The sequence below is a fragment of the Pseudomonas zhanjiangensis genome (genome assembly GCF_041027545.1).
GTDB lineage: Bacteria > Pseudomonadota > Gammaproteobacteria > Pseudomonadales > Pseudomonadaceae > Aquipseudomonas > Aquipseudomonas zhanjiangensis.
On sequence record NZ_JBFTEG010000015.1, the window covers coordinates 78,055 to 101,181 of the forward strand.

25 protein-coding genes and 4 tRNA genes are annotated in these 23,127 nt (G+C 62.5%); 13 read left to right on the top strand and 16 right to left on the bottom strand.

The annotated features are described in order from the left end of the window. Nucleotides 1-2: 2 nt before the first annotated feature. On the bottom strand, nucleotides 3-347 hold the full coding sequence (locus tag AB5S05_RS17230) for a mercuric transporter MerT family protein (protein ID WP_369288752.1): 345 nt from the start codon (nucleotides 345-347) through the stop codon (nucleotides 3-5). A gap of 75 nt (nucleotides 348-422) precedes the next feature. On the opposite strand from AB5S05_RS17230, the gene merR reads away from it, so the two are divergent. Beyond that, entirely contained in the window at nucleotides 423-821 is a 399-nt protein-coding gene (merR, locus tag AB5S05_RS17235) for a mercury resistance transcriptional regulator MerR (protein ID WP_369288753.1), read from the top strand. A 136-nt stretch (nucleotides 822-957) separates the two neighbouring features. On the opposite strand, the gene AB5S05_RS17240 is transcribed toward merR, so the two are convergent. The 7 genes from AB5S05_RS17240 to AB5S05_RS17270 all read right to left on the bottom strand — a co-directional run bounded on the left by AB5S05_RS17240 (nucleotide 958) and on the right by AB5S05_RS17270 (nucleotide 4,816). Next, a tRNA-Leu gene (locus tag AB5S05_RS17240) sits at nucleotides 958-1,044 on the bottom strand. 110 nt (nucleotides 1,045-1,154) lie between these two features. After that, nucleotides 1,155-1,228, bottom strand: a tRNA-Cys gene (locus tag AB5S05_RS17245). A gap of 39 nt (nucleotides 1,229-1,267) precedes the next feature. Next, nucleotides 1,268-1,343, bottom strand: a tRNA-Gly gene (locus tag AB5S05_RS17250). Between the two features lie 67 nt (nucleotides 1,344-1,410). Further along, a complete protein-coding gene (gene pgsA, locus AB5S05_RS17255) occupies nucleotides 1,411-1,971 on the bottom strand; it encodes a CDP-diacylglycerol--glycerol-3-phosphate 3-phosphatidyltransferase (protein WP_369288754.1) in 561 nt (186 codons plus the stop codon). Between the two features lie 33 nt (nucleotides 1,972-2,004). Beyond that, on the bottom strand, nucleotides 2,005-3,828 hold the full coding sequence (uvrC, locus tag AB5S05_RS17260) for an excinuclease ABC subunit UvrC (RefSeq protein WP_369288755.1): 1,824 nt from the start codon (nucleotides 3,826-3,828) through the stop codon (nucleotides 2,005-2,007). A gap of 1 nt (nucleotide 3,829) precedes the next feature. Then, nucleotides 3,830-4,474, bottom strand: coding sequence for a response regulator transcription factor GacA (gene gacA, locus AB5S05_RS17265; protein WP_369288756.1), 645 nt, complete (start codon nucleotides 4,472-4,474; stop codon nucleotides 3,830-3,832). A gap of 252 nt (nucleotides 4,475-4,726) precedes the next feature. Continuing rightward, a tRNA-Ser gene (locus AB5S05_RS17270) sits at nucleotides 4,727-4,816 on the bottom strand. A 134-nt stretch (nucleotides 4,817-4,950) separates the two neighbouring features. Here AB5S05_RS17270 and AB5S05_RS17275 point away from each other — a divergent pair. The 7 genes from AB5S05_RS17275 to AB5S05_RS17305 all read left to right on the top strand — a co-directional run bounded on the left by AB5S05_RS17275 (nucleotide 4,951) and on the right by AB5S05_RS17305 (nucleotide 9,175). Continuing rightward, the gene (locus AB5S05_RS17275; protein ID WP_369288757.1) at nucleotides 4,951-5,616 is read left to right on the top strand and encodes a Bax inhibitor-1/YccA family protein; all 666 of its coding nucleotides are present in this window, start codon (nucleotides 4,951-4,953) and stop codon (nucleotides 5,614-5,616) included. A 113-nt stretch (nucleotides 5,617-5,729) separates the two neighbouring features. Continuing rightward, a complete protein-coding gene (tusD, locus tag AB5S05_RS17280; RefSeq protein ID WP_369288758.1) occupies nucleotides 5,730-6,122 on the top strand; it encodes a sulfurtransferase complex subunit TusD in 393 nt (130 codons plus the stop codon). 1 nt (nucleotide 6,123) lies between these two features. Next, nucleotides 6,124-6,483, top strand: a complete 360-nt coding sequence (tusC, locus tag AB5S05_RS17285; RefSeq protein WP_369288759.1) for a sulfurtransferase complex subunit TusC — start codon at nucleotides 6,124-6,126, stop codon at nucleotides 6,481-6,483. After that, nucleotides 6,483-6,782, top strand: coding sequence for a sulfurtransferase complex subunit TusB (gene tusB, locus AB5S05_RS17290; protein ID WP_369288760.1), 300 nt, complete (start codon nucleotides 6,483-6,485; stop codon nucleotides 6,780-6,782). The genes tusC and tusB overlap by 1 nt, the downstream gene beginning before the upstream one ends. Next, the gene (locus AB5S05_RS17295; RefSeq protein WP_369288761.1) at nucleotides 6,779-7,114 is read left to right on the top strand and encodes a TusE/DsrC/DsvC family sulfur relay protein; all 336 of its coding nucleotides are present in this window, start codon (nucleotides 6,779-6,781) and stop codon (nucleotides 7,112-7,114) included. The genes tusB and AB5S05_RS17295 overlap by 4 nt, the downstream gene beginning before the upstream one ends. Further along, a complete protein-coding gene (locus AB5S05_RS17300) occupies nucleotides 7,111-8,094 on the top strand; it encodes a glycosyl transferase family protein (protein WP_369288762.1) in 984 nt (327 codons plus the stop codon). Before AB5S05_RS17295 ends, AB5S05_RS17300 begins: the two co-directional genes overlap by 4 nt. Nucleotides 8,095-8,182: 88 nt before the next feature. Further along, a complete protein-coding gene (locus AB5S05_RS17305) occupies nucleotides 8,183-9,175 on the top strand; it encodes a glutathione S-transferase family protein (protein WP_369288763.1) in 993 nt (330 codons plus the stop codon). 16 nt (nucleotides 9,176-9,191) lie between these two features. On the opposite strand, the gene cysG is transcribed toward AB5S05_RS17305, so the two are convergent. From cysG to ftsK, 6 genes are all read right to left on the bottom strand, one after another. Then, nucleotides 9,192-10,586 (bottom strand): siroheme synthase CysG, encoded by a 1,395-nt coding sequence (gene cysG, locus AB5S05_RS17310; protein WP_369288764.1) that lies wholly within the window; start codon nucleotides 10,584-10,586, stop codon nucleotides 9,192-9,194. Nucleotides 10,587-10,692: 106 nt separating this feature from the next. Beyond that, on the bottom strand, nucleotides 10,693-11,973 hold the full coding sequence (serS, locus tag AB5S05_RS17315; RefSeq protein WP_369288765.1) for a serine--tRNA ligase: 1,281 nt from the start codon (nucleotides 11,971-11,973) through the stop codon (nucleotides 10,693-10,695). Nucleotides 11,974-11,988: 15 nt separating this feature from the next. Continuing rightward, nucleotides 11,989-12,363, bottom strand: a complete 375-nt coding sequence (crcB, locus tag AB5S05_RS17320; protein ID WP_369288766.1) for a fluoride efflux transporter CrcB — start codon at nucleotides 12,361-12,363, stop codon at nucleotides 11,989-11,991. After that, a complete protein-coding gene (locus AB5S05_RS17325; RefSeq protein WP_369288767.1) occupies nucleotides 12,360-13,685 on the bottom strand; it encodes a replication-associated recombination protein A in 1,326 nt (441 codons plus the stop codon). The genes crcB and AB5S05_RS17325 overlap by 4 nt, the downstream gene beginning before the upstream one ends. Before the next feature lie 10 nt (nucleotides 13,686-13,695). Then, the gene (gene lolA / locus AB5S05_RS17330; RefSeq protein ID WP_369288768.1) at nucleotides 13,696-14,322 is read right to left on the bottom strand and encodes an outer membrane lipoprotein periplasmic chaperone LolA; all 627 of its coding nucleotides are present in this window, start codon (nucleotides 14,320-14,322) and stop codon (nucleotides 13,696-13,698) included. 30 nt (nucleotides 14,323-14,352) lie between these two features. Beyond that, the gene (gene ftsK / locus AB5S05_RS17335; RefSeq protein ID WP_369288769.1) at nucleotides 14,353-16,758 is read right to left on the bottom strand and encodes a DNA translocase FtsK; all 2,406 of its coding nucleotides are present in this window, start codon (nucleotides 16,756-16,758) and stop codon (nucleotides 14,353-14,355) included. Between the two features lie 230 nt (nucleotides 16,759-16,988). Between ftsK and trxB the strand changes: the two genes are divergently transcribed. The 4 genes from trxB (at nucleotide 16,989) to infA (ending at nucleotide 19,754) form a co-directional block, all read left to right on the top strand. Further along, complete coding sequence (trxB, locus tag AB5S05_RS17340) at nucleotides 16,989-17,939, top strand: thioredoxin-disulfide reductase (RefSeq protein WP_369288770.1); 951 nt, start codon at nucleotides 16,989-16,991, stop codon at nucleotides 17,937-17,939. Between the two features lie 51 nt (nucleotides 17,940-17,990). Beyond that, entirely contained in the window at nucleotides 17,991-18,671 is a 681-nt protein-coding gene (gene aat, locus AB5S05_RS17345) for a leucyl/phenylalanyl-tRNA--protein transferase (RefSeq protein WP_369288771.1), read from the top strand. A gap of 55 nt (nucleotides 18,672-18,726) precedes the next feature. Next, on the top strand, nucleotides 18,727-19,434 hold the full coding sequence (locus tag AB5S05_RS17350; RefSeq protein WP_369288772.1) for an arginyltransferase: 708 nt from the start codon (nucleotides 18,727-18,729) through the stop codon (nucleotides 19,432-19,434). 101 nt (nucleotides 19,435-19,535) lie between these two features. Beyond that, the gene (gene infA, locus AB5S05_RS17355) at nucleotides 19,536-19,754 is read left to right on the top strand and encodes a translation initiation factor IF-1 (RefSeq protein ID WP_002553999.1); all 219 of its coding nucleotides are present in this window, start codon (nucleotides 19,536-19,538) and stop codon (nucleotides 19,752-19,754) included. Between the two features lie 60 nt (nucleotides 19,755-19,814). On the opposite strand, the gene clpA is transcribed toward infA, so the two are convergent. Both clpA and clpS read right to left on the bottom strand, forming a co-directional pair. Then, on the bottom strand, nucleotides 19,815-22,085 hold the full coding sequence (clpA, locus tag AB5S05_RS17360; protein ID WP_369288773.1) for an ATP-dependent Clp protease ATP-binding subunit ClpA: 2,271 nt from the start codon (nucleotides 22,083-22,085) through the stop codon (nucleotides 19,815-19,817). Nucleotides 22,086-22,114: 29 nt separating this feature from the next. Continuing rightward, nucleotides 22,115-22,477, bottom strand: a complete 363-nt coding sequence (clpS, locus tag AB5S05_RS17365; RefSeq protein WP_369288774.1) for an ATP-dependent Clp protease adapter ClpS — start codon at nucleotides 22,475-22,477, stop codon at nucleotides 22,115-22,117. A 231-nt stretch (nucleotides 22,478-22,708) separates the two neighbouring features. On the opposite strand from clpS, the gene cspD reads away from it, so the two are divergent. Continuing rightward, nucleotides 22,709-22,972, top strand: coding sequence for a cold shock domain-containing protein CspD (gene cspD, locus AB5S05_RS17370; protein ID WP_369288775.1), 264 nt, complete (start codon nucleotides 22,709-22,711; stop codon nucleotides 22,970-22,972). Nucleotides 22,973-23,127: the final 155 nt, after the last annotated feature.

Here is a 23,127-nt window from a genome sequence, read left to right on the forward strand (position 1 = left end):
CTTCAATAGAGCAGTGGTGCGAACCACGGCACGAGCAGCAGGCCGAGTAACAGCATCACAACTATCCAGTACACGAGCCGCTGACGCTTTAGTCGGCGCGGATCGGCACAGGTTGCGCCAGGCACGCAGACTGGCGGCGCCAGGTAGAGCTTGCGAAAAGCCTGCCCGAGAAACAGCAATGTCAGCGCGATGAAGAAGGGCCGAAACGGTTCCATGGCCGTGAGCCTCGCCACCCACGAGCCGCCGATGCCGAGCATGAGCAGCACCAGCGGGAAGACGCAACACAGCGACGCGCCGATAGCCGCTAGTGCGCCCGCAATCAGCGAGCCACCCCCGGTCATCTGCATTCGCATCTCCTCAAGCTTGACTGCCTGAGTGCTAGTCTAAACCCCGTACCCCAGTACGGAATCAAGGAGCACTCGATGGCAGTCGGATTGACCATCGGTCAGTTGGCAAAGGCGGCGGGCGTGACTGTTGAGACGATCCGCTACTACCAGCGGCGCAGCCTGCTGATCGAGCCGAGCAAACCCTTGGGGGGCCATCGGCGCTATCCGCAAGAGATGGTGAGGCGGCTGCATTTCATCAAGCGTGCGCAGGCGTTGGGCTTCACCCTGTCGGAGGTCGAGGATCTGCTGGCGTTGGATGGGGCGAGCGCCTGTTCCGCAACACGAGCACTGGCTGCACACAAGCGCGAAGCAATCGAAAAGAAGATAGACGACCTGGCTGCTATGCGAGGCGCCCTAGACCGCCTGATCCGGCAATGCGACCAAGGCGGTGGGAAGGCGGGCTGCCCGACCATAAATACGCTGGACAGGGATTGATCGGCGATTCGGGGCGCTAGCCTCGACTGCCCTCTCCCTCCAGTTGTGCCTGCCCACCGGATAGCATCCATTTTCCCCTCCGCCCATCGCCCAACAAAAAGGGCCTACCGCCAAAACGGTAAGCCCTTGATTTTATTGGTGCCCGAAGCCGGAATCGAACCGGCACGGGGTTACCCCCGAGGGATTTTAAGTCCCTTGCGTCTACCGATTTCGCCATTCGGGCGGTAGAGCGATAAAGCGAGGCCAGGACTATATACAGCCCGGGCGCGGCTCGCAAGATTTCCAAACTGCAATAAAAAAGCCCCGTAAATCCTTGATCTACGGGGCTTTGTTTGGAGGCTGAGGTCGGAATCGAACCGGCGTTCACGGATTTGCAATCCGGTGCATAACCACTCTGCTACTCAGCCTTGAAACTAAACGGGCCGTCATTAACGGCCCGTTGAAACTGGAGCGGGAAACGAGACTCGAACTCGCGACCCCGACCTTGGCAAGGTCGTGCTCTACCAACTGAGCTATTCCCGCTTGTCTTGGTGACGGGCGCCATTCTATAGATTCGAACGGCCCAGTCAACCCCTTGATTCAAAAAAGTTTATTTCTTCTCGGCGGCGGTGCTCAGGTGCGGCCAGGCCGCCATCAGGTACTGCACCATCGACCACATGGTGAGGACGGCGGCAACGATCAGCAGCGCATAGCCGAGCAACACCCAGAACGTCAGCAACGGCGGATTGGCCAGCAGCATGATGAGCGCGACCATCTGCGCCGCGGTTTTCCATTTGGCCAGATCGGATACCGCCACGTGGGCGCGCGCGCCCAGTTCGGCCATCCACTCGCGCAGCGCCGAAACGACGATTTCACGACCGATGATGATGGCCGCAGGCAGGGTCAACCACAGGTTGGCATGCTCGGCCACCAGCAGCACCAGGGCCACGGCCACCATCAGTTTGTCGGCGACCGGATCGAGGAAGGCGCCGAAGGGCGTGCTTTGCTCCCAGCGACGCGCCAGGTAGCCATCGAGCCAGTCGGTAGCCGCGGCCACCGCGAACACGGCGCTGGCCGCCCAGTAACTCCAGCTGAACGGCAAATAGAACAGCAGGATAAAGATCGGGATCAGCAGAACGCGCAAGACGGTGAGCAGGTTGGGGATATTCATCGGCACAACTGGGCGGCAAGGTGAGCCGGCATTCTACTCGCTGTGCAGGGCGGCATAAATCTGCTCGGCAAGCTTTTTACTGATCCCGGGCGCCTTGGCGATTTCTTCGCTGCTGGCGCGCGACAATTCCTGCAGGCCGCCAAAGTGGTTGAGCAACTCGCGCCGCCGCTTCGGCCCGACGCCGGCGACCCCCTCGAGGCTGGAGGTGCGGCGTGCCTTGCCACGCCGCGCGCGGTGCCCGGTGATGGCGAAACGATGCGACTCGTCGCGTATCTGCTGGATCAGGTGCAGTGCCGGCGAGTTACCCGGCAAGGTGAACTCATGGGCCGCATCGTTGAGATAGAGGGTTTCCAGGCCGGGCTTGCGGGTGGTGCCCTTGGCGACACCGAGCAACGTCAGCTCGGGTACCGCCAGCTCCTCGAGAACCTCGCGCGCCATCGCCAGCTGGCCCTTGCCGCCGTCGACCAGGAGGATGTCCGGCAGCTTGCCCTCGCCCTCCTTGCTTCGACTGAAGCGTCGAGTCAACGCCTGGTGCATCGCGGCATAGTCGTCGCCGCCGGTGACGCCCTCGATGTTGTAGCGTCGGTAGTCCGACTTCAGCGGCCCCTCCGGGCCGAACACCACACAGGACGCCACCGTGGCCTCGCCGCTGGAGTGGCTGATGTCGAAACACTCCAGGCGCTGCGGAACCTCATCGAGCCGCAGTGCCTCGGCCAGGGCCTCGAAACGGGCGGCCACATGCTGGCGGTTGGCCAGGCGCGCCCCGAGGGCCTGTTCGGCATTGGTCACGGCCAGCTGCTGCCAGCGTGCGCGGGTGCCGCGCACACGATAACTGATGCTCAGTTCGCGACCACGGGCCTCGTCGATGGCGGCAATCAGGGTCGGGAAGTCTTCGTGCTGCACATTGACGATCAGTTCGTCCGGCAGATCGCGCTCCTGGCTGCTCAGGTAGTACTGCGCGAGGAAGGCCAGCAGCACCTCGCTCCCCTCCTCCTCGATCGCCACCTGGGGAAAGAAGTTCTTGCTGCCGAGCACCCGGCCGTCGCGCACACTGATCAGGTTCACGCAGGCACCGCCCGGATTGACGATGGCGGCGACCACATCCACGTTGCCGCTGCCGCCCTCCATGCTCTGCTGATCCTGCACGCGACGCAGCAGGGCGATCTGATCGCGCAACTCGGCGGCGCGCTCGAAATCCAGGGCCATAGCTGCCTGCTGCATCGCGCCGGAGAGCTCATCGTTCAGGGCATTGCTGCGTCCCTCGAGGAACATCACCGAATGGCGCACGTCTTCGGCATATTCCTGCGGGTCGACCAAGCCGACGCAAGGCCCCTTGCAGCGCTTGATCTGGTACTGCAGGCACGGACGAGTGCGGTTCTTGAAGAAGCTGTCCTCGCATTGGCGCACCAGAAAGGCTTTCTGCAGCAACCCCAGGCTCTCGCGGATCGCCCCGGCGCTGGGATAGGGACCAAAGTAGCGTCCCTTGAGCCGCTTGGCGCCACGGTGGATGCTCAGGCGGGGAAACTCGCCATCGGAAAGAAATACGTAGGGATACGACTTATCGTCGCGCAGCAGAATATTGTACGGCGGTCGCCACTGCTTGATCAGCGTCTGCTCGAGCAGCAGCGCCTCGGTTTCATTGGCGGTAATGGTCGTTTCGACCTGGGCGATTCTGCCGACCAGGGCCGCTGTCTTGGGGGCCAGGCCACTCTTGCGGAAATAGCTGGCCAGGCGGTTCTTCAGGTTTTTCGCCTTGCCCACATACAGCAACTTGGCCTCCGCATCGAACATGCGGTACACCCCGGGGCGGCTGCTGCAGGTGGCGAGAAACGCGCTGGAATCGAACGGCGCGCTCATGTCAGCTGTTGGCATCGACCATGCCGTGACGCACGGCCAGAAGCGCCAGCTCCACGTCGCTGGTAATCGACAACTTCTCGAAGATCCGATAACGGTAGGTGTTCACCGTCTTCGGCGACAGGCACAGCTTGTCGGAGATGCTCTGCACCTTCTGGCATCCGGCGATCATCAGGGCAATCTGGATCTCGCGCTCGGACAGCAGATCGAAGGGCGTGCCGTTGTTCTGCGGCTGAAAGGATTTCAGCGCCAGTTGCTGGGCAATCTGCGGGCTTATATAGCGCTGGCCGGCGAACACCAGGCGAATCGCCTGGACCATCTCCTCGAGTGCTGCGCCCTTGGTCAGGTAGCCCGCGGCGCCGGCCTGCAGCAGGCGGGTGGGAAACGGATCCTCTTCGCAGGAGGTCACTGCGACGACCTTGAGGTCGGGATGACTGCGAATCAGCTTGCGGGTTGCCTCCAGGCCGCCGATGCCCGGCATCTTGACGTCCATCAGGACCACATCTGGCTTGAGCTCTCGAGCCTTCATCAGTGACTGCTCACCCGACTCGGCCTGGCCCACCACCTGCAGACCATCGATGTCGGCGAGCATCCGCGTGATGCCTGTTCGTACCAGATCGTGATCATCGACCACCAGCACCCTAATCAAGCGGACTCCTCATCGAGCGTCTCAAAAACAGCAGTCTAATGGAGGGCGTTTTCGCCGTCGCCCAGATTAGCAAAAAAGAGCAGTGCAGACCTAGCAGGGTATGGGCAATGGAGTGATAGCGATCGGTGGAACCGATGTTCGACGACGGGCTTCTGAGCGGGCGCTCGAGCATCCGGAGTGATCTGCATCATCCTGTCGCCGCGGCGCGAGGAATAACGAAAGATGATGGCCTGGAGACTGATTGCAGAGAAGTGGCGGAAGCGGTGAGATTCGAACTCACGGAAGAGTTTCCCCTTCGACGGTTTTCAAGACCGTTGCATTCAACCGCTCTGCCACGCTTCCGGCGTTGGTGCGGGCGGCAATATTACCGGAACGCAACACACTGTCAAACTCTTAGACTTGGCAGCGAGGGGGGCTCTGTTATGATCCTTTTCGACTCAGGTCACGGATTCACCAGCCCTTACAGGAGTGTCGCCATGCACGAACACGATTACGCGCTCAGCCACGCACAGGTCGAGCAACAGGAAGTCAGCCGGGTCCTGCGCAACACCTACGGTCTGCTGGCCATTACCCTGGCCTTCAGCGGCCTGGTGGCATTCATGGCGCAGCGCGCCAATGTGCCCTACCCGAATTTCCTTGTGGTGTTGATTGGCTTCTATGGCCTGTTCTTCCTCACAGCCAAACTGCGCAACTCGCCCTGGGGGCTGGTTTCCACCCTGGCCCTGACCGGCTTCATGGGCTATACGCTCGGGCCGATTCTGAACCGTTACCTGGGCATGGCCAACGGTGCCGAAGTGGTCAGCTCGGCCTTCAGCATGACCGCCTTGGTCTTCTGCGGCCTGTCGGCCTATGTGCTGACCACGCGCAAGGACATGAGCTTCCTGGCGGGTTTCATCACTGCCGGCTTCTTCGTCCTGATCGGTGCCATGCTGGCGGGCCTGTTCTTCCAGATCAGCGGCCTGCAGCTGGCGATCAGTGCCGGTTTCGTGCTGTTCTCCTCGGCCTGCATCCTGTTCCAGACCAGCGCCATTATCCATGGCGGTGAACGCAACTACATCATGGCGACCATCAGTCTGTACGTATCGATCTACAACCTGTTCGTCAGCTTGTTGCAGCTTTTTGGCATCATGGGCGACGACTGATCGCTGGCGCGTCCCATATGAAGCCCGCCTTGGCGGGCTTTTTCATGTTCGTCGCGAGCATCTTGCCCGCTCAGGCCTTATCATTCCCGCCAGGTTTACTCGCTGGACGCCTCATGAAATTCGCCATCGCCCTCTTTTCCGCCCCTCACGCGCCCTCCTCGCGGCGCGCCCTGCGCTTCGCCCAGGCGGCACTGGCCGGCGGCCATGAGATCGTCCGGCTGTTCTTCTATCAGGAGGCCGTACACGCGGCCTCGAGCAACCTGGTGAGCGCCCAGGACGAGCTGGACCTGCCCGGGGAGTGGCGTGCATTCGTTCAGGAGCACGGCCTGGATGGCGTGGTGTGCATCGCCGCTGCCTTGCGTCGCGGCGTGTTGAATGCCGAAGAAGCCCAGCGTTATGGCCGGCCAGCCGCCAACCTGGCGGCGCCCTGGGAGCTTTCCGGGCTGGGTCAACTGCATGAGGCGACGCAGATGGCCGAACGTCTGGTGTGTTTTGGAGGGCCCTGAGATGAGTCAATCACTGTTGATCATCAGCCGCCAGGCGCCCTGGTCGGGCCCCACCGCGCGCGAGGCCCTGGATATCGCCCTGGCCGGCGGCGCCTTCGATCTGCCGATTGGCCTGCTGTTTCTCGATGACGGCGTGTTGCAACTGGTGGCGGCTCAACAGCCCACGGCCCTGCAACAGAAAGACCTGAGCGCCAACCTGCAAGCGCTGCCGATGTTCGGTGTCGAGGCGCTCTATGCCTCCGCGCGCAGCCTGCAGGAGCGCGGCCTGCAGGGGCAGCCCCTGAGCCTCGCGGTCGAGGCACTGGACGACGCAGCGCTCACCATACTTATCGACCGTTACGACCAGGTGATCACCCTCTGATGGCCACTCTGCATGTGCTCTCCCACTCACCCTTCAGCGACAGCCGCCTGAGCAGCTGCCTGCGCCTGCTCGGCGGCGACGACGGCCTGCTGCTCTGCGGCGATGGGGTCTACGCCCTGCAAGCTGACACCGCACAATCCCAGGCACTGGCGCTGATGCCCGCGAGCATCGCCCTGTTCGCCCTCGACGAGGATCTCGACGCGCGGGCGATCCACGCGCCGGCGCGAGTCCAGGTGGTCGACTACCCCGCTTTCGTCGAACTCAGCTGTCGCTTCGACAAGGTCAATAGCTGGCTATGACTCAGTTGAACGTCGACGGCCGCCGTATCGAACTGGACAAGGACGGCTACCTGGCCGATCTGGATGACTGGAGCGAGCAGGTCGCCCAGGCCCTGGCCGAACGCGAGGAGCTGCAGCTCAGCGCCGAACATTGGGAGGTGCTGCACCTGCTGCGCGCGTTCTACCGCGAATTTCAGCTGGCGCCGGCCAATCGCCCCCTGATCAAGTACGTTGCGCTCAAACTCGGTCCGGATAAAGGCAACAGCCTGCACCTCAACCGCCTGTTCAAAGGCACTCCCGCCAAACTCGCCGCCAAGTTGGCGGGCCTGCCCAAACCGACGAACTGCCTATGAACCTCGTGACTCCAGCCGAACACCCCTTTGCTCAATTCGTGCGCATCCTCGGCAAGGGCAAGCGCAGTGCGCGCAACCTCACCCGCGAAGAGGCGCGCGAGGCCATGGGCCTGCTGCTCGACGGCAAGGTCGAAGATACCCAATTGGGCGCCTTCCTGATGCTCCTGCGGCACAAGGAGGAAAGCGCCGAGGAAATGGCCGGCTTCGCCGAGGCGGTGCGCGAACGCCTGCAGCCCCCCGCGATCGCCGTCGACCTGGACTGGCCCAGCTATGCCGGCAAGAAGCGCCACCTGCCCTGGTTTCTGCTGGCCGCCAAGGCCCTGGCCCAGAGCGGCGTGCGCATCTTGCTGCATGGTGGTGGCGCCCATACCGCCGGACGCCTGTACAGCGAGCAGGTCCTCGGCCTGCTGAACATTCCCGTGTGCCGTGACTGGTCCGAGGTCGAGCAGGCGCTGGAGCAACAGCGGCTGGCGTTCATCCCATTGGGAGCCTGGATGCCTGCCCTGCAACGGATGATCGACCTGCGCAATATCCTCGGCCTGCGTTCGCCAATCCATTCCCTGGCGCGGATTCTCAACCCACTGGGGGCACGCTGCGGCCTGCAGAGCATCTTTCACCCCGGCTATCAGGCGGTCCACCGCGAGGCCAGTCAACTACTCGGCGATACGGCGCTGGTGATCAAGGGCGAAGGCGGCGAAATCGAAATCAACCCGGACGCCACCAGCCACCTCTATGGCACGGCGCACGGCGAGAACTGGGACGAGGACTGGCCCCCGCTGTCACCACAACGCCACGTCAAACCGGAGTCGCTGCAACCCGCGCATCTGCAGGCCTTCTGGCGCGGCGAAGCCGAGGATGACTATGGCCGTCTTGCCGTACTCAGCAGCATCGCCGTGGCACTGCGCGGGCTGGGCATGTCGCGCGAGCTGGCATTCGAACAGGCGCAACTGCGCTGGGATGCCCGGAAAACATTGGCATAGTCGATTCGAATGGGCGGCTTTTTGCGCCGATTGATCGATGAATCCCCGCTAAACTGAGTCCTCAGCCATTACTAGAGGACATCAGGCAATGGGCTTGCTAATCAAGGGACGCTGGCATGACCAGTGGTACGACACCGGCGAAGACGGGCACTTCCAGCGTGAAGACGCCCAGAGGCGCCACTGGATAACCCGCGCCGGCCCCAGCGGCGAGGCGGGCTTCAAGGCGCAGGCCGGGCGCTATCACCTGTACGTGTCGCTCGCCTGCCCCTGGGCCCACCGCACCCTGATCCTGCGCGCCCTCAAGGGCCTGGAGAATCTGATCGATGTCTCGGTCGTGAGCTGGCTGATGCGCAGTGACGGCTGGACCTTCGATGCGAGCCACGGCTCCACCGGTGACGCCATCGACGATCTGGATTATCTGCATCAGCGCTACACTCGCGACGATCCCGCCTATACCGGACGGGTGACCGTGCCCCTGTTGTGGGACAAGCAGCAGGGCCGCATCGTCAGCAACGAGTCGTCCGAGATCATCCGCATGTTCAATTGCGCCTTCGATGAGCTGACCGACAATCGCCTGGATTTCTATCCGCAGGCGCTGCGCGGCGAAATCGATGCGCTCAACCAGCGGGTCTACTCACAGGTGAACAACGGCGTCTATCGTGCCGGCTTCGCCACCACTCAAGAGGCCTATGACGAGGCCTTCTGGGAACTGTTCGGCGCGCTCGATTGGCTGGAGGGGCTGCTCGACGACCGGCGCTATCTGGCGGGCGACTACCTCACCGAAGCGGATTGGCGGCTGTTCACCACCCTGATTCGCTTCGATGCGGTGTATCACGGCCATTTCAAGTGCAACCTGCGGCGCATCGTCGACTACCCGAACCTGTCCAATTGGTTGCGCGAGCTCTACCAGTGGCCCGGGGTAACCGATAGCGTCGACTTCGAGCACATCAGGCACCACTACTATGCCAGCCATCTGGGGATCAACCCGACCGGCATAGTGCCCCGCGGGCCGGCGCTAGATCTCAGCCGTGGGCATGACCGTGAGCGCCTGTCGGGCCAGGGCGTCTGGCAGCGCTCATGAGCCTGTGCGCGCGGGATCAGACCTCGGCCTGAGCACCCTCGAACCAGGCAAGCTGGTCGCGCAAGCGCACCACCTCACCGACGATGACCAGGGTCGGCGCATGCACCTCATGCTGGCCCACCAGTTCCGGCAGGTCCGCCAGGGTACCGGTGAATACCCGCTGATTGCGCGTGGTGCCCTGCTCGATCAGTGCCGCCGGAGTAGTCGCCGCGCGACCGTGTGCGATCAATTGTTCGCAGATCATGGGCAACCCAACCAGGCCCATGTACAGCACCAGGGTCTGGCTCGGCTTGGCAAGTTCCGCCCAGGGCAGATCACAGCTGCCGTCCTTGAGGTGGCCGGTGACGAAGCGTACCGACTGGGCGTGGTCGCGATGGGTCAGCGGAATCCCGGCATAGGCCGCGCAGCCGGAGGCCGCGGTGATTCCCGGCACCACCTGAAAGGGAATGCCGTGGGCGGCCAGTTCCTCGATCTCCTCGCCGCCACGGCCGAAGATGAAGGGATCGCCGCCCTTCAGGCGCAGCACCCGCTTGCCTTCCTTGGCCAGGCTGACCAGGCGCTGGTTGATCTGCTCCTGGGGTAGCGCATGCTCGGCCCGACGCTTGCCGACATAGATCCGCTCGGCGTCGCGCCGGCACAGCTCGATGATCTGCGGGGCCACCAGGCGATCGTAGAGCACCACATCGGCTTGCTGCATCAGCCGCAGGGCGCGAAAGGTCAGCAGGTCCGGATCGCCCGGCCCGGCACCGACCAGGTACACCTCGCCCAAGGCCTGTGGCGCGCTCCCTGCGACTTTGTCGGCGAGCAGCCGCTCGGCCTCACGCAGCTTGCCGGAAAACACGCTCTCGGCAATCGGGCCCTGAAACACCTCCTCCCAGAACACCCGGCGCTGCTGCACATCGGCCAGCAGGCCCTTGACCTGGGCGCGAAACTTCTTGGCCAAGCCGGCCAGTTGCCCGTAGGTCGCCGGAATCCAGGTCTCGATCTTGGCGCGGATCAGGCGCGCCAGGACCGGCGCATCGCCGCCGCTGCTGACCGCGACAATCAGCGGCGAACGGTCGACGATGGCCGGAAAGATCACGCTGCACAGCCTGGGCGCATCCACCACGTTGACCGGCAGACCGAGGGCCTGGGCCTGCTCGGAGATACGTGCATTCAGCATTTCGTCGTCGGTGGCCGCGATGATCAGCGCCACACCCTGCAGGTCGTCGGGCTGGTAGCCGCGCAGCAACAGCTGGTTGTTCGCCTGCCCGGACAGCGTGCGCAGCTCATCGTGTACCTGCGGTGCCACCACCCGCAGAGCCGCCCCCGCATCGGCCAGCAGACGTGCCTTGCGCAGGGCTACCTCGCCGCCGCCGACCACCAGCACCCGGCGACCTTGCAATTTATGGAACAGGGGTAGGAAGTCCATACGGCATACCTTGGTGGCGGATTCGATGCGTCACGCTGCCCGGCAGCGCGGCTCGCGGAAGTGAATCAAAAGCGGACGACCTGGCGTCCGCTTCACTCGGCGCGGTTTAACCAATGACCTCAATACCGCCCATATAGGGCTTGAGAACATCCGGGACGAGAATCGAACCGTCGGCCTGCTGGTAGTTTTCCAGCACCGCGACCAGGGTGCGGCCCACGGCCAGGCCCGAACCGTTCAGGGTGTGCAGCAGCTCCGGCTTGCCGGTTTCCGGATTGCGGAAGCGCGCCTGCATGCGCCGCGCCTGGAAGTCACCGCAGTTGGAGCAGGAGGAAATCTCGCGGTACTTGTCCTGGCTCGGCACCCAGACCTCCAGGTCATAGGTCTTGGTCGCGCCGAAACCCATGTCGCCGGTGCACAGGGCCAGCACCCGATAGGGCAACTCCAGCAACTGCAGGACTTTCTCGGCGTTTGCGGTCAGTTCCTCGAGTGCCTCATAGGAGGTGCCTGGCTCGACGATCCGTACCATCTCGACCTTGTCGAACTGGTGCTGGCGAATCATGCCGCGGGTGTCGCGCCCGGAAGCGCCGGCCTCGCTGCGGAAACAGGGGGTATGGGCGACGAACTTCAGGGGTAGCTGTTTGGCGTCGAGGATCTCACCGGCGACGATATTGGTCAGCGAGACCTCGGCGGTCGGGATCAGGTACAGGTCGGCCTCGTTCTCGCGACCGATCTTGAACAGGTCTTCTTCGAACTTGGGCAGCTGGCCGGTGCCCTGCAGGGCCGGTGCCTGTACCAGATAAGGCGTGTAAGCCTCTTCATAGCCGTGTTCGCGGGTATGCAGGTCGAGCATGAACTGCGCCAGGGCGCGGTGCAGGCGGGCAATGGGGCCGCGTAACAGGGCAAAGCGCGCGCCGGACAGCTTGGCGGCGGTCTCGAAGTCCAGCCAGCCGTGCTGCTCGCCCAGGCTGACGTGATCCTTGATCTCGAAGTCGAAAGCCCTGGGAGTGCCCCAGCGCCGCACCTCGACATTGGCGTCCTCGTCGCCCCCCACCGGCACCGACTCGTGTGGCAGGTTGGGAATGTTCAGCATCAGCTCGTCCAGCTCCAGCTGAATGGCGTCCAGCTCGCGCTTGCCCGCCTCCAATTCACTGCCCATGCGATCGACATCGGCCAGCATCGGCGCGATGTCCTCGCCCCGCTGCTTGGCCTGGCCGATGGCCTTGGAACGGCTGTTGCGCTCGGCCTGCAGCTGCTCGGTGCGGGTCTGCACGTCCTTGCGCCGGGCCTCCAGCCCTTCGAAACGCGCCACATCCAGTTCGAAGCCGCGAGTCGCGAGGCGCTGGGCGATTTCTTGCAGTTGGCTACGCACCAATTTCGAATCAAGCATCTTGGTCTCTCATCATCAGAGTTTGGTCAGGGACAAGCCCGCCCAGGTGGCGAGCAGGCCACCGAACACGCTGAACGCCGCATAGCCGATGGCAAGCGGTGCCTGCCCGCTTTCCAGCAGGCGCAGCGTGTCGAGGGAAAAGGACGAAAAAGTGGTCAGGCCGCCGAGGAAGCCGACGATCAGGCCTGCACGCAGTTCCAGCGGAACATCCGCGCGCAGCAGGAAGACCCCATAGAAGTAGCCGATCAGCAGGCAGCCGGCGATATTGACCAGCAAGGTGGCGATATTGAAGTGCTGCGGCCAGTGGCTGTTGATCCAGTTGGCGGTGGCAAACCGCATCAAGGATCCCAGGGCCCCGCCGGCGGCTACGGCGACTACCGCGCCTATCACGGCTTTCTCCTCTGCCGCGTGCTGGTGCGATCCTGCGCGGCCAGGTGGTTCAACTTGTCGCCGATCTTCAGCTCCAGCCCCCTGGGCACCGGCTGATAGTACCGGCGTGGCTGCAACTGTTCGGGGAAGTAGTCCTCGCCGGCGGCATAGGCCTCCGGCTCGTCATGGGCATAGCGGTACTCGTCGCCGTAGCCCAACTCCTTCATCAGCTTGGTCGGAGCATTGCGCAGGTGCAGCGGAACCTCCAGGGAGCCATGCTCAGCGGCATCGCGCATCGCACTTTTGAAAGCGTTGTACACCGCGTTGCTCTTGGGCGCACACGCCAGGTAAACGATGGCCTGAGCCACCGCCAGTTCGCCCTCCGGGCTGCCCAGGCGCTCCTGCACCTCCCAGGCCGACAGGCACAGGCTCAATGCGCGCGGATCGGCATTGCCGATATCCTCGCTGGCCATGCGGACCACGCGGCGGGCGATGTAGAGCGGGTCGCAGCCGCCATCGAGCATGCGCGCATACCAATAGAGCGCGCCGTCCGGACTGGAGCCGCGCACCGACTTGTGCAACGCGGAAATCTGGTCGTAGAAGGCCTCACCGCCCTTGTCGAAGCGCCGGCGGCTGTCGCCCAACAGATCCTGGAGCAGTTCGACGCTAATTTCGCCGCCATCTTCGGCCAGGTCGGCGGCATTCTCCAGAAAGTTGAGCAGGCGCCGACCGTCTCCGTCGGCGGCGGCCAGGAGGATCTTGAAGCTTTCCTCCGGCAGTTTCAGCTGGCGCTCGGCCAACCCCTTGGGATCGTTGAGCGCGCGCCCGACCAGTTTGCGCAGCGCCGCTTCGTCGAGGCTCTTGAGCACATAGACGCGAGCCCGCGAGAGCAAGGCATTGTTCAGTTCGAACGAGGGATTCTCGGTGGTGGCGCCGATGAAGATCAGGGTGCCGTCTTCGACATAGGGCAGGAAGGCGTCCTGCTGGGATTTATTGAAGCGGTGCACTTCGTCTACGAATAGGATGGTCCGGCGTCCGTATTGCGCCGCATGCTGCTGGGCGACCTCGACCGCCTGGCGAATCTCCTTGACCCCCGAAAGCACCGCGGAAATCGTCTCGAAATGAGCGTCGGTGACCTGCGCCAGCAGTCGGGCCAGGGTGGTCTTGCCGACGCCCGGCGGGCCCCAGAAGATCATCGAATGCAGCGCGCCCTGCTCCAGCGCCTCGCGCAAGGGCTTGCCCCGGGCCAGCAGATGCTCCTGACCGACGTATTCGTCCAGGCTGGCAGCGCGCAAGCGGGCTGCCAGGGGTTGGGCGACAGGGGCGCTGCGAAACAGATCCATCGCGAACTCTTTACTCTTGAATCACGTCTGCGCCCTCGGGAATGTCGAAGCTGAACTGCCCGTCATCCAGGGGCTCGTTCATTTTGACATTGAGGAACAGGATATTGGTGCGCTGACCGATGCTGTCGATCAGCTGCATGTCGTTGAGCGTGCCGCTGCGGAACGACAGGCGCAGGGTGTCGAACAGGGTGTCCTTGGATTTCGGCTTGAGGATGAAGTCCACCACACTGCCGCCTTCCTTGAAGCTGATCTCGAAGTTCTCCCGGATCTGCGACACATCGCCCGACAGCAGCAGCGCCGGTGTGTGGGTCAGACGCTGATCCAGGGTCTGAATGGTCACCTGCTCGAGGTCCGGGTCGTACAACCAGACCTTCTTGCCATTGGATACCAGCAACTGTTCCATCGGCTCATCGGTGTGCCAGCGGAACAGCCCCGGGCGCTTGAGCGCCAGTTGTCCAGCGGTCTCCTGCAACTGGGTGCCGCTGCCGTCCAGGGTCAATTGGGAAAAACGTGCGGTAATCGTCTGCGCCTGATTGAGCAACTGGGTCAGGCGCTGGACAGCCGCGTCCTCATCGGCCAGCGCAGGCAGGCAGGCAATGCTCAGAACGGTCAGCAACAGCAGGCGAATCAGGCGCATGGAACTCCTCATCAAATCCGTTTCCAGGGGTTAATCGCGAGTGGGCCCGGGCGCGATCACTTCGCGCGAGCCATTGGTGTTCATCGAGGTGACAACCCCGGCCATTTCCATGGCTTCGATCATACGCGCGGCGCGGTTGTAGCCGATCTTCAATTTACGCTGCACGGCGGAAATCGAAGCTCGGCGGCTCTCGGTGACGAAGCGCACGGCCTCATCGTACAACGGGTCTTCTTCGCTGCCTTCACCACCACCCTCGCCGCCGCCACCGTCGAAACCGCTACCGGACTCCTCGACGCCTGCCAGGATGTCCTCGATATAGTCGGGCGAGCCCCTGAGCTTCCAGGCCTCGACCACGCGGTGCACTTCTTCGTCGGAGACGAAAGCGCCATGCACCCGGATCGGCAAGCCGGTCCCCGGCGGCAGATAGAGCATGTCGCCGTGGCCGAGCAACTGCTCGGCGCCGCCCTGGTCGAGAATGGTTCGCGAGTCGATCTTGCTCGATACCTGGAAGGCCATGCGGGTCGGAATGTTGGCCTTGATCAGGCCGGTGATCACATCCACCGAGGGGCGCTGGGTCGCGAGAATCAGGTGAATGCCAGCGGCCCGGGCCTTCTGAGCGATGCGCGCGATCAGCTCCTCGACCTTCTTGCCGACGATCATCATCATGTCGGCGAACTCGTCGACGATCACCACGATGGTGGGCAGCGTCTGTAGCAGCGGTGCCTCGTCCTCCATGCTCTGGCGCTTGTACAGCGGATCGGGCAGTGGCGTGCCCGCCTCGATGGCATCCTTGACCTTGCGGTTGAAGCCGGCCAGGTTACGCACGCCCATGGCCGCCATCAGTCGATAGCGCCGCTCCATTTCGGCGACACTCCAGCGCAGGGCATTGGCGGCCTCCTTCATGTCGGTGACTACCGGGCAGAGCAGGTGCGGAATACCCTCGTAGATCGACAGTTCGAGCATCTTCGGGTCGATCATGATCAGGCGCGCGTCTTCCGGCGGCGACTTGAACAGGATCGACAGGATCATCGCGTTGACCCCGACCGACTTGCCGGAGCCGGTGGTACCGGCCACCAGCAGGTGCGGCATCTTCGCCAGGTCCGTGATGACGGGCTTGCCGCCAATATCGTGGCCCAGTGCCAGGGTCACCGGCGACTTGGCGTCGTCATATTCGGGCGAAGACAAGACCTCGGAAAAGCGCACGATCTGCCGGTCTTCGTTGGGGATCTCGATGCCCACGGTGGTCTTGCCGGGGATCACTTCGACCACCCGCACGCTGATTACCGCCAGAGAGCGCGCCAGGTCCTTGGCCAGATTGGAGATGCGGCTGACCTTGACCCCGGCGGCAGGCTGGATCTCGAAGCGGGTGATCACCGGCCCCGGATGAACGGACTCGACGATCACCTCGACACCAAACTCCTTGAGCTTGATCTCCAGCAGGCGCGACATCGCCTCCAGCGATTCCGGCGAATACTTCTTCTGTTTCTTCTCCGCCACATCGAGTATGGATATCGGCGGCAGGGTGCCTTCCACCGCGCTGTCGACGAACAGCGGCGCCTGCTTCTCCTTGAGCACCCGCTTGCTCGGCTCAACGGCCTTGGGCGCAGCCGGTGGGGTAATGATCGGGGCAGGATGCGTCTCGCGGGCACTCATGTGCTTGCTCAGCGCCTCCTCGCGCTCGAGCAGGCGCGCCTTGACCTTGGCCTGCTCGCGACGATCCAGCACCATGGGTGCGGCCACTTCGCTTACCTGCTCATCCACCTCGCGAAGCTGCGCCACCAGCTGTTTACGCTCGAGACGTGCGCTCCACCAGCGATTGACCAGGCTATGCAGCAGCTCGATCAGGTCCAGGGTGATCTTGCCGGTCAGGTCCATGACCCTGAACCAGGACAGGTCGCTGAACACGGTCAAGCCGAACAGGAACAAGGCGATGAACATCAGGGTACTGCCCTGGACATTCAGCGCGCCCTCGGCCAACTGCCCCAGGCTCTCGCCCAATGCCCCGCCGGCCGAAGCCGGCATGTTCGAGCCGGCATCGAAGTGAATATCGGCCAAGGCCGCGCCGGAGAGCACCAGAAATACCAGGCCGATCAGGCGCCAGGAAAACAGCCAGCCACTCCAGTGCCACGGCTGATGCCGCTCGCGAAATACCTGCAGGGTCTTGATCCCCAGCAACAGCGGGAACACGTAGGCGAAATAGCCGAGCGCCATGAACAGGATGTCGGCAAACCAGGCACCCGCCCGACCAGCGGCATTCTGCACCTGCGCGACGCTGCTGGTATGGGTCCAGCCGGGATCGCCCGGATCGTAGCTCAACAATGCCATCCACAGATAAAGGCAGGCTGCGCCGAGGGCGATCAGGGCACCTTCTTTCAGCCGGTAAGGCAATTGCTGGCGCCAGACGGGGGCCTGTGTGGTGGGGCTAGAGTTCTTCAAACGCATCCGTTCCTGCGTCGGCTAAAGGCCGATTGGTCGGTTGATGGCAAAATTTGCCCTATTGTACGGTTTTCGCCCCGCCAAGCCACGCCAGAGAAGTGGTCGCGCCCTGCCCGGGCTTCCGGCTCCCCCTCGCTGTTGCTTCGGTGTAGCATAGCCGGCACGTTCTTCCGTGCGGCTCAATTGGAGCATGCATTCTCTTTTGTGACAAAGGCTTATGAGGTGTTTTTATGAGTGAAGTCAAGCATTCGCGCCTGATCATCCTGGGCTCTGGCCCGGCAGGCTACAGCGCGGCGGTCTACGCGGCGCGTGCCAACCTCAAGCCTGTGATCATTACCGGCATTCAGCCCGGCGGCCAGCTCACCACCACCACAGAAGTGGACAACTGGCCTGGCGACGTCGAAGGCCTGACCGGTCCGGCACTCATGGAGCGCATGCAGAAACATGCCGAGCGTTTCGACACCGAGATCGTCTATGACCACATTCATACCGCCGAGTTGCAGTCACGCCCCTTCACCCTCAAGGGCGACAGCGGCACCTACACTTGCGACGCGCTGATCATTGCCACCGGCGCATCGGCCCAGTACCTCGGCCTGCCCTCGGAAGAGGCCTTTGCCGGCAAGGGCGTGTCCGCCTGCGCGACCTGCGATGGTTTCTTCTATCGCAACCAGGTAGTCGCCGTAATCGGCGGCGGCAATACCGCGGTCGAAGAGGCGCTCTACCTGTCCAACATCGCCAAGCAGGTGCACCTGATCCACCGCCGCGACAAGCTGCGCTCGGAGAAAATCCTCCAGGACAAACTGTTCGACAAGGCCGCCAACGGCAATGTCGAACTGCACTGGAATCACACCCTGGACGAGGTTCTCGGCGATGCCAGCGGGGTAACCGGCGTGCGCCTGAAGGACACCCTCAATGGTGCAACCAAGGAACTGCCACTCGCCGGAGTCTTCATCGCCATTGGCCACAAGCCCAATACCGAGCTGTTCCAGGGGCAATTGGAGATGCGTGACGGCTACCTGTTGGTCAGGGGCGGCAGTGAAGGCAATGCCACTGCAACCAGCATCGAGGGCGTCTTCGCTGCCGGCGACGTAGCCGATCACGTCTATCGCCAGGCAATCACCTCAGCTGGCGCCGGCTGCATGGCCGCACTGGATGTCGAGAAGTTCCTCGACGACTATTAATAGTCGCAGAGCAGGCGTCAAGCGCCTGCTCTGCCCTGCATGATCTCGACGATGCTGACCTGGCTGCAACGCGACTCCCTGGACTTTCCGCCTCTGGACAAGGCCCTTCGCGACCCCAATGGCTTGCTCGCCGCGGGAGGCGACCTGAGCGCCGAGCGCCTGATTCGGGCCTATAGGCACGGCTGCTTCCCTTGGTACCAGCAGGGCCAACCCATCCTCTGGTGGTCACCCGACCCCCGCACCGTACTGCTACCGAGCGAGCTGCATGTATCGCGCAGCCTGCGCAAGGTGCTACGCCAGCAGTACTACCAGGTGAGCTTCGACCAAGCATTTGCCGAGGTCATCAAGGCCTGCGCCGAACCTCGCGCGTACGCCGACGGCACCTGGATCACCGAAGGTATGCAGAGCGCCTACCTGGAGCTGCATCGGCGCGGCCACGCCCACTCGGTCGAAGTCTGGCACGCAGGCAAGCTGGTTGGCGGGCTCTACGGACTGGCCTTTGGCCAGCTGTTCTTCGGCGAGTCGATGTTCAGCCGCGCAGACAACGCCTCCAAGGTCGGCTTCGTGTCACTGGTCGAGCACCTGGCCGCCTGGGGCTTCGTCCTGATCGACTGCCAGATGCCCACCCAGCATCTGCACAGCCTCGGCGCCCGCGCGATCAGTCGCAGCCAGTTCAGCGACTACCTGCGCGACCATCTTGACCGGCCCAGCGGTGCCGACTGGGCCGCCTAGGCGAGCACGCCCACCTGACTTACACTTAATTCAGGCCTCACTCCGAGAGTTGATCATGACCGAGCTGGCTCGTCTGAAGTTTTACGCCACTCAGCCGCATCCCTGCAGCTATCTGCCCGACGAACAGGCTACCACCCTGTTTCTCGACCCCAGCCAGCCGATGGATGCGCAGGTGTACGCCGAACTTTCGGAAATGGGCTTTCGCCGCAGCGGCGATCACCTCTATCGCCCTCACTGCCAGCACTGCATGGCTTGCGTACCTGCCCGGATTCCGGCAGCCCCCTTCAAGCCCAGCCGCCAGCAACGCCGCATCCTCAAGCGCAATGCCGACATACAGGTTCGCGCCGCGCGCCCCAGCTTCAATGAGGAGTACTACGACCTGTACGTCCGCTACATCGAGCAACGCCATGCCGATGGCGACATGTACCCGCCCAGCCGCGATCAGTTTTCCACTTTTCTGGTGCGTGACCTGCCCTTCTCGCGCTTCTACGAATTCCGCCACGAGGGAAGGCTGCTGGCGCTCGCCGTGACCGACGTCCTGCCCAATGGCTTGTCCGCGGTGTACACCTTCTACGAGCCTTGCGAGGAGCGCCGCAGCCTCGGACGGTTCGCGATACTCTGGCAGATTGCCGAAACCGCTCGCCTGGGCTTGCACGCGCTGTACCTAGGCTACTGGATCAAGAATTGTCGCAAGATGAGCTACAAGACCCAATATCGACCGATTGAACTGTTCATCAATCAACGCTGGACAATGCTTACCTGAAGCCACTTGGCGCGCGGGGCTGTTTTCGGGCACAATGCACGCCGCTTTTGCCTGGGGCCAGTTGTACCGGGCCATTCTTTGGATACCGAGGGCTTTACTGCATGTCGAAAGAAGACAGCTTCGAAATGGAAGGCACTGTCGTCGACACCCTGCCCAACACCATGTTCCGTGTGGAGTTGGAAAACGGGCACGTCGTTACCGCGCACATCTCCGGAAAGATGCGCAAGAACTACATCCGCATTTTGACTGGCGACAAGGTTCGCGTTGAGCTGACCCCCTATGACTTGAGCAAGGGTCGCATCACCTACCGCGCCCGCTAAGCCAAGCACCAGTAAAAACGCCCGGCATACCCGGGCGTTTTTGTGTGCGCAGGATGCGCGTCAGGCCACTTCAGCGGTGGTTTCGAACTCGAAGGTCAGCTCCCCTTCGCTGAAATCGATATGCACCACGCCACCATGCTCGGCCAATTCGCCGAACAGAATCTCTTCGGCCAGTGGTCGCTTGATCTTGTCCTGGATCAGGCGCGCCATCGGTCGGGCCCCCATGAGCACGTCATAGCCCTGCTCCGCCAACCAGCCGCGCGCGGCATCGCTGACCTCGAGCATGACGCGCTTGTCTTCGAGCTGTGCCTGCAGTTCGGTGAGGAACTTGTCGACGATGCTCTTGATCACCTCATGACTGAGGCGACCAAACTGGATGATGGTATCCAGGCGGTTGCGGAACTCCGGCGTGAAGCTCTTCTTGATCACTTCCATGGCATCGGACGAATGGTCCTGATGGGTAAAGCCGATGGAGGCGCGGGCAGCGGTTTCAGCACCGGCATTGGTGGTCATGATCAGAATGACGTTGCGGAAGTCCGCCTTGCGCCCGTTGTTGTCGGTCAGCGTGCCGTGATCCATGACCTGCAGCAGCAGATTGAAGACCTCGGGGTGCGCCTTCTCGATCTCATCGAGCAGCAGCACGCAATGCGGCATCTTGGTGATGGCTTCGGTGAGCAGGCCACCCTGATCGAACCCCACATACCCCGGAGGCGCGCCGATCAAACGGGAAACAGTATGGCGCTCCATGTACTCCGACATATCGAAGCGCACCAGCTCTATCCCCAGCGCCTTGGCCAACTGACGCGCAGCCTCGGTCTTGCCGACCCCAGTCGGGCCGGCGAACAGGAACGAGCCCACCGGCTTGTCCGGCGCCTTGAGTCCGGCGCGCGACAGCTTGATTGCCGTGGAGAGGGAGTCGATGGCGGCATCCTGACCAAACACGGTGAGTTTGAGGTCGCGCTCCAGATTGCGCAGCAGCTCCTTGTCCGAGCTGCTGACATGCTTGGGCGGAATGCGTGCGATTTTCGCCACGATATCCTCGACCTGTGCCACCTCGATGCGCTTGGCTCGCTTTTCCTCCGGTTGCAGGCGCTGATAAGCCCCCGCCTCGTCGATCACATCGATGGCCTTGTCCGGCATATGCCGGTCATTGATATAGCGTGCAGCCAGTTCCGCGGCGGCGCGCAGGGCTTCGTCGCTGTACTCGATGCCATGATGCTGCTCGAAACGCCCCTTGAGGCCCTTGAGGATGCCGTAGGTGTCATCCACCGAGGGCTCACTGACATCGACTTTCTGGAAGCGCCTCGCCAACGCGCGATCCTTCTCGAAAATGCCACGAAATTCCTGGAAGGTGGTGGAGCCTATGCAGCGGATCTCGCCGGAGGACAGCATTGGCTTGAGCAGATTGGACGCATCCATGACGCCACCCGAGGCGGCGCCGGCACCGATGATGGTGTGGATCTCATCGATGAACAGGATGGCATGCGGGCGCTTGCGCAGCTCATTGAGCAGCGCCTTGAAACGCTTCTCGAAATCACCACGGTATTTGGTTCCGGCCAGCAGCGCGCCGAGGTCCAGCGAATAGACCACACTGGTCGCCAGCATCTCGGGCACTTGGCTGTCGACGATGCGCTTGGCCAGGCCCTCGGCGATCGCTGTCTTGCCCACCCCGGCCTCGCCAACCAACAACGGGTTGTTCTTGCGACGGCGTGCGAGGATCTGCGCCACACGCTCCACCTCGGGCTCGCGCCCGACCAGCGGATCGATCCGCCCCTGGCGCGCCAGCTCATTCAGGTTGCTGGCATAGGCCTCCAGCGGATTGCCCGAGGTCGAGGACTCGCCCCCCTCCTCATCCTGCAGCTCCGGATCGGATTCCGGGTGACCGCCATGTCCTGGGACCTTGGAAATGCCATGGGCAATGAAGTTGACCACATCGATACGGGCGACACTCTGCTGCTTGAGCAGAAATACTGCCTGGCTCTCCTGTTCGCTGAAGATCGCCACCAATACGTTGGCACCGGTGACTTCGCGCTTGCCGGAGCTCTGCACATGAAATACCGCGCGCTGCAGCACGCGCTGAAAGCCCAGGGTTGGCTGGGTCTCGCGCTCTTCGTCATGCTGAGGGATCAACGGCGTGGTGGAGTCGATGAATTCCTGCAGATCATGCCGCAGCTTGTCGAGGTTTGCTCCGCACGCGCGCAGCACGCTGGCGGCCGCATCGTTATCCAGTAGGGCCAGAAGGAGATGCTCAACCGTCATGAATTCATGACGCTTGGTGCGAGCCTCCTTGAAGGCCAGATTGAGGGTGACTTCGAGCTCTCGATTCAACATAGCTTCACCTCATACCCAAGCGGCCGGCGTTAACCGTCCTTCTCGATCTCACAGAGTAGCGGATGCTGGCTTTCTCTCGCGTACTGGTTGACCTGCATAGCCTTGGTCTCGGCGATATCACGGGTAAACACTCCGCATACTGCACGCCCCTCTGTGTGGACGGTCAGCATGATCTTGGTCGCCAGCTCCCGATTTAAATTGAAGAACACCTCGAGCACCTCGACCACGAAATCCATCGGTGTGTAGTCGTCATTGAATAAGACCACCTTATACAGCGGTGGTGCCTGCAACTCCGGCTTCGATTCCTGCACGGCAAGACCGGTGGAATCATCCTCGTGCGTTGCAGGGCGATCCTGATTGAATGTTAGTCGAATCTGGCTACTTGCATGCATGTCGGGATAATGGTTCGTGGCTGAGCGAATGCGGATGTTAGACGGAGTTTGACCGGCTTCGCAGGTGGTTGCAGCACCACCTTGACTATCGGCAAAACGGTGTTACAAACAATGAATACCCACCTGCGGGTATTGAGGGATTCCGCGCCCTCGCCCAACCTGGTTGATTCACGCGCGGAATCGAAGTGGATGATACTCCAGTGATGGAGTCCTTTGCAGAGGGATATCAGCATGCTTAGCGGTAAGGTCAAGTGGTTCAACAACGCTAAAGGCTACGGATTTATTCTGGCCGACGGCCGAGATGAGGACCTGTTCGCCCACTACTCGGCTATCCAGATGGACGGCTACAAGACGCTCAAGGCCGGACAGCCCGTGAGCTTCGATATCATCCAAGGCCCAAAGGGCCTGCATGCAGTGAACATAAGCACGCTATCGGTGGGCGGCGAAGCACCTGCTTCGAGCGCGCAGCCCAAAGGCTCTGCGATAGAAGTCTGACCGTCGCGGCCGTCAATTCAACGGCCTAAAAAAAGGCTATGTCCCAATGATGTGTTGCAAGAACTAATCTGAAAGGCAGGCATCCGCTCGGGAGGTCTGCCGCTCATGGATACTCAAGCCTTTCACCACTGGCTGGCTCAACTAGGCCAGCTCAG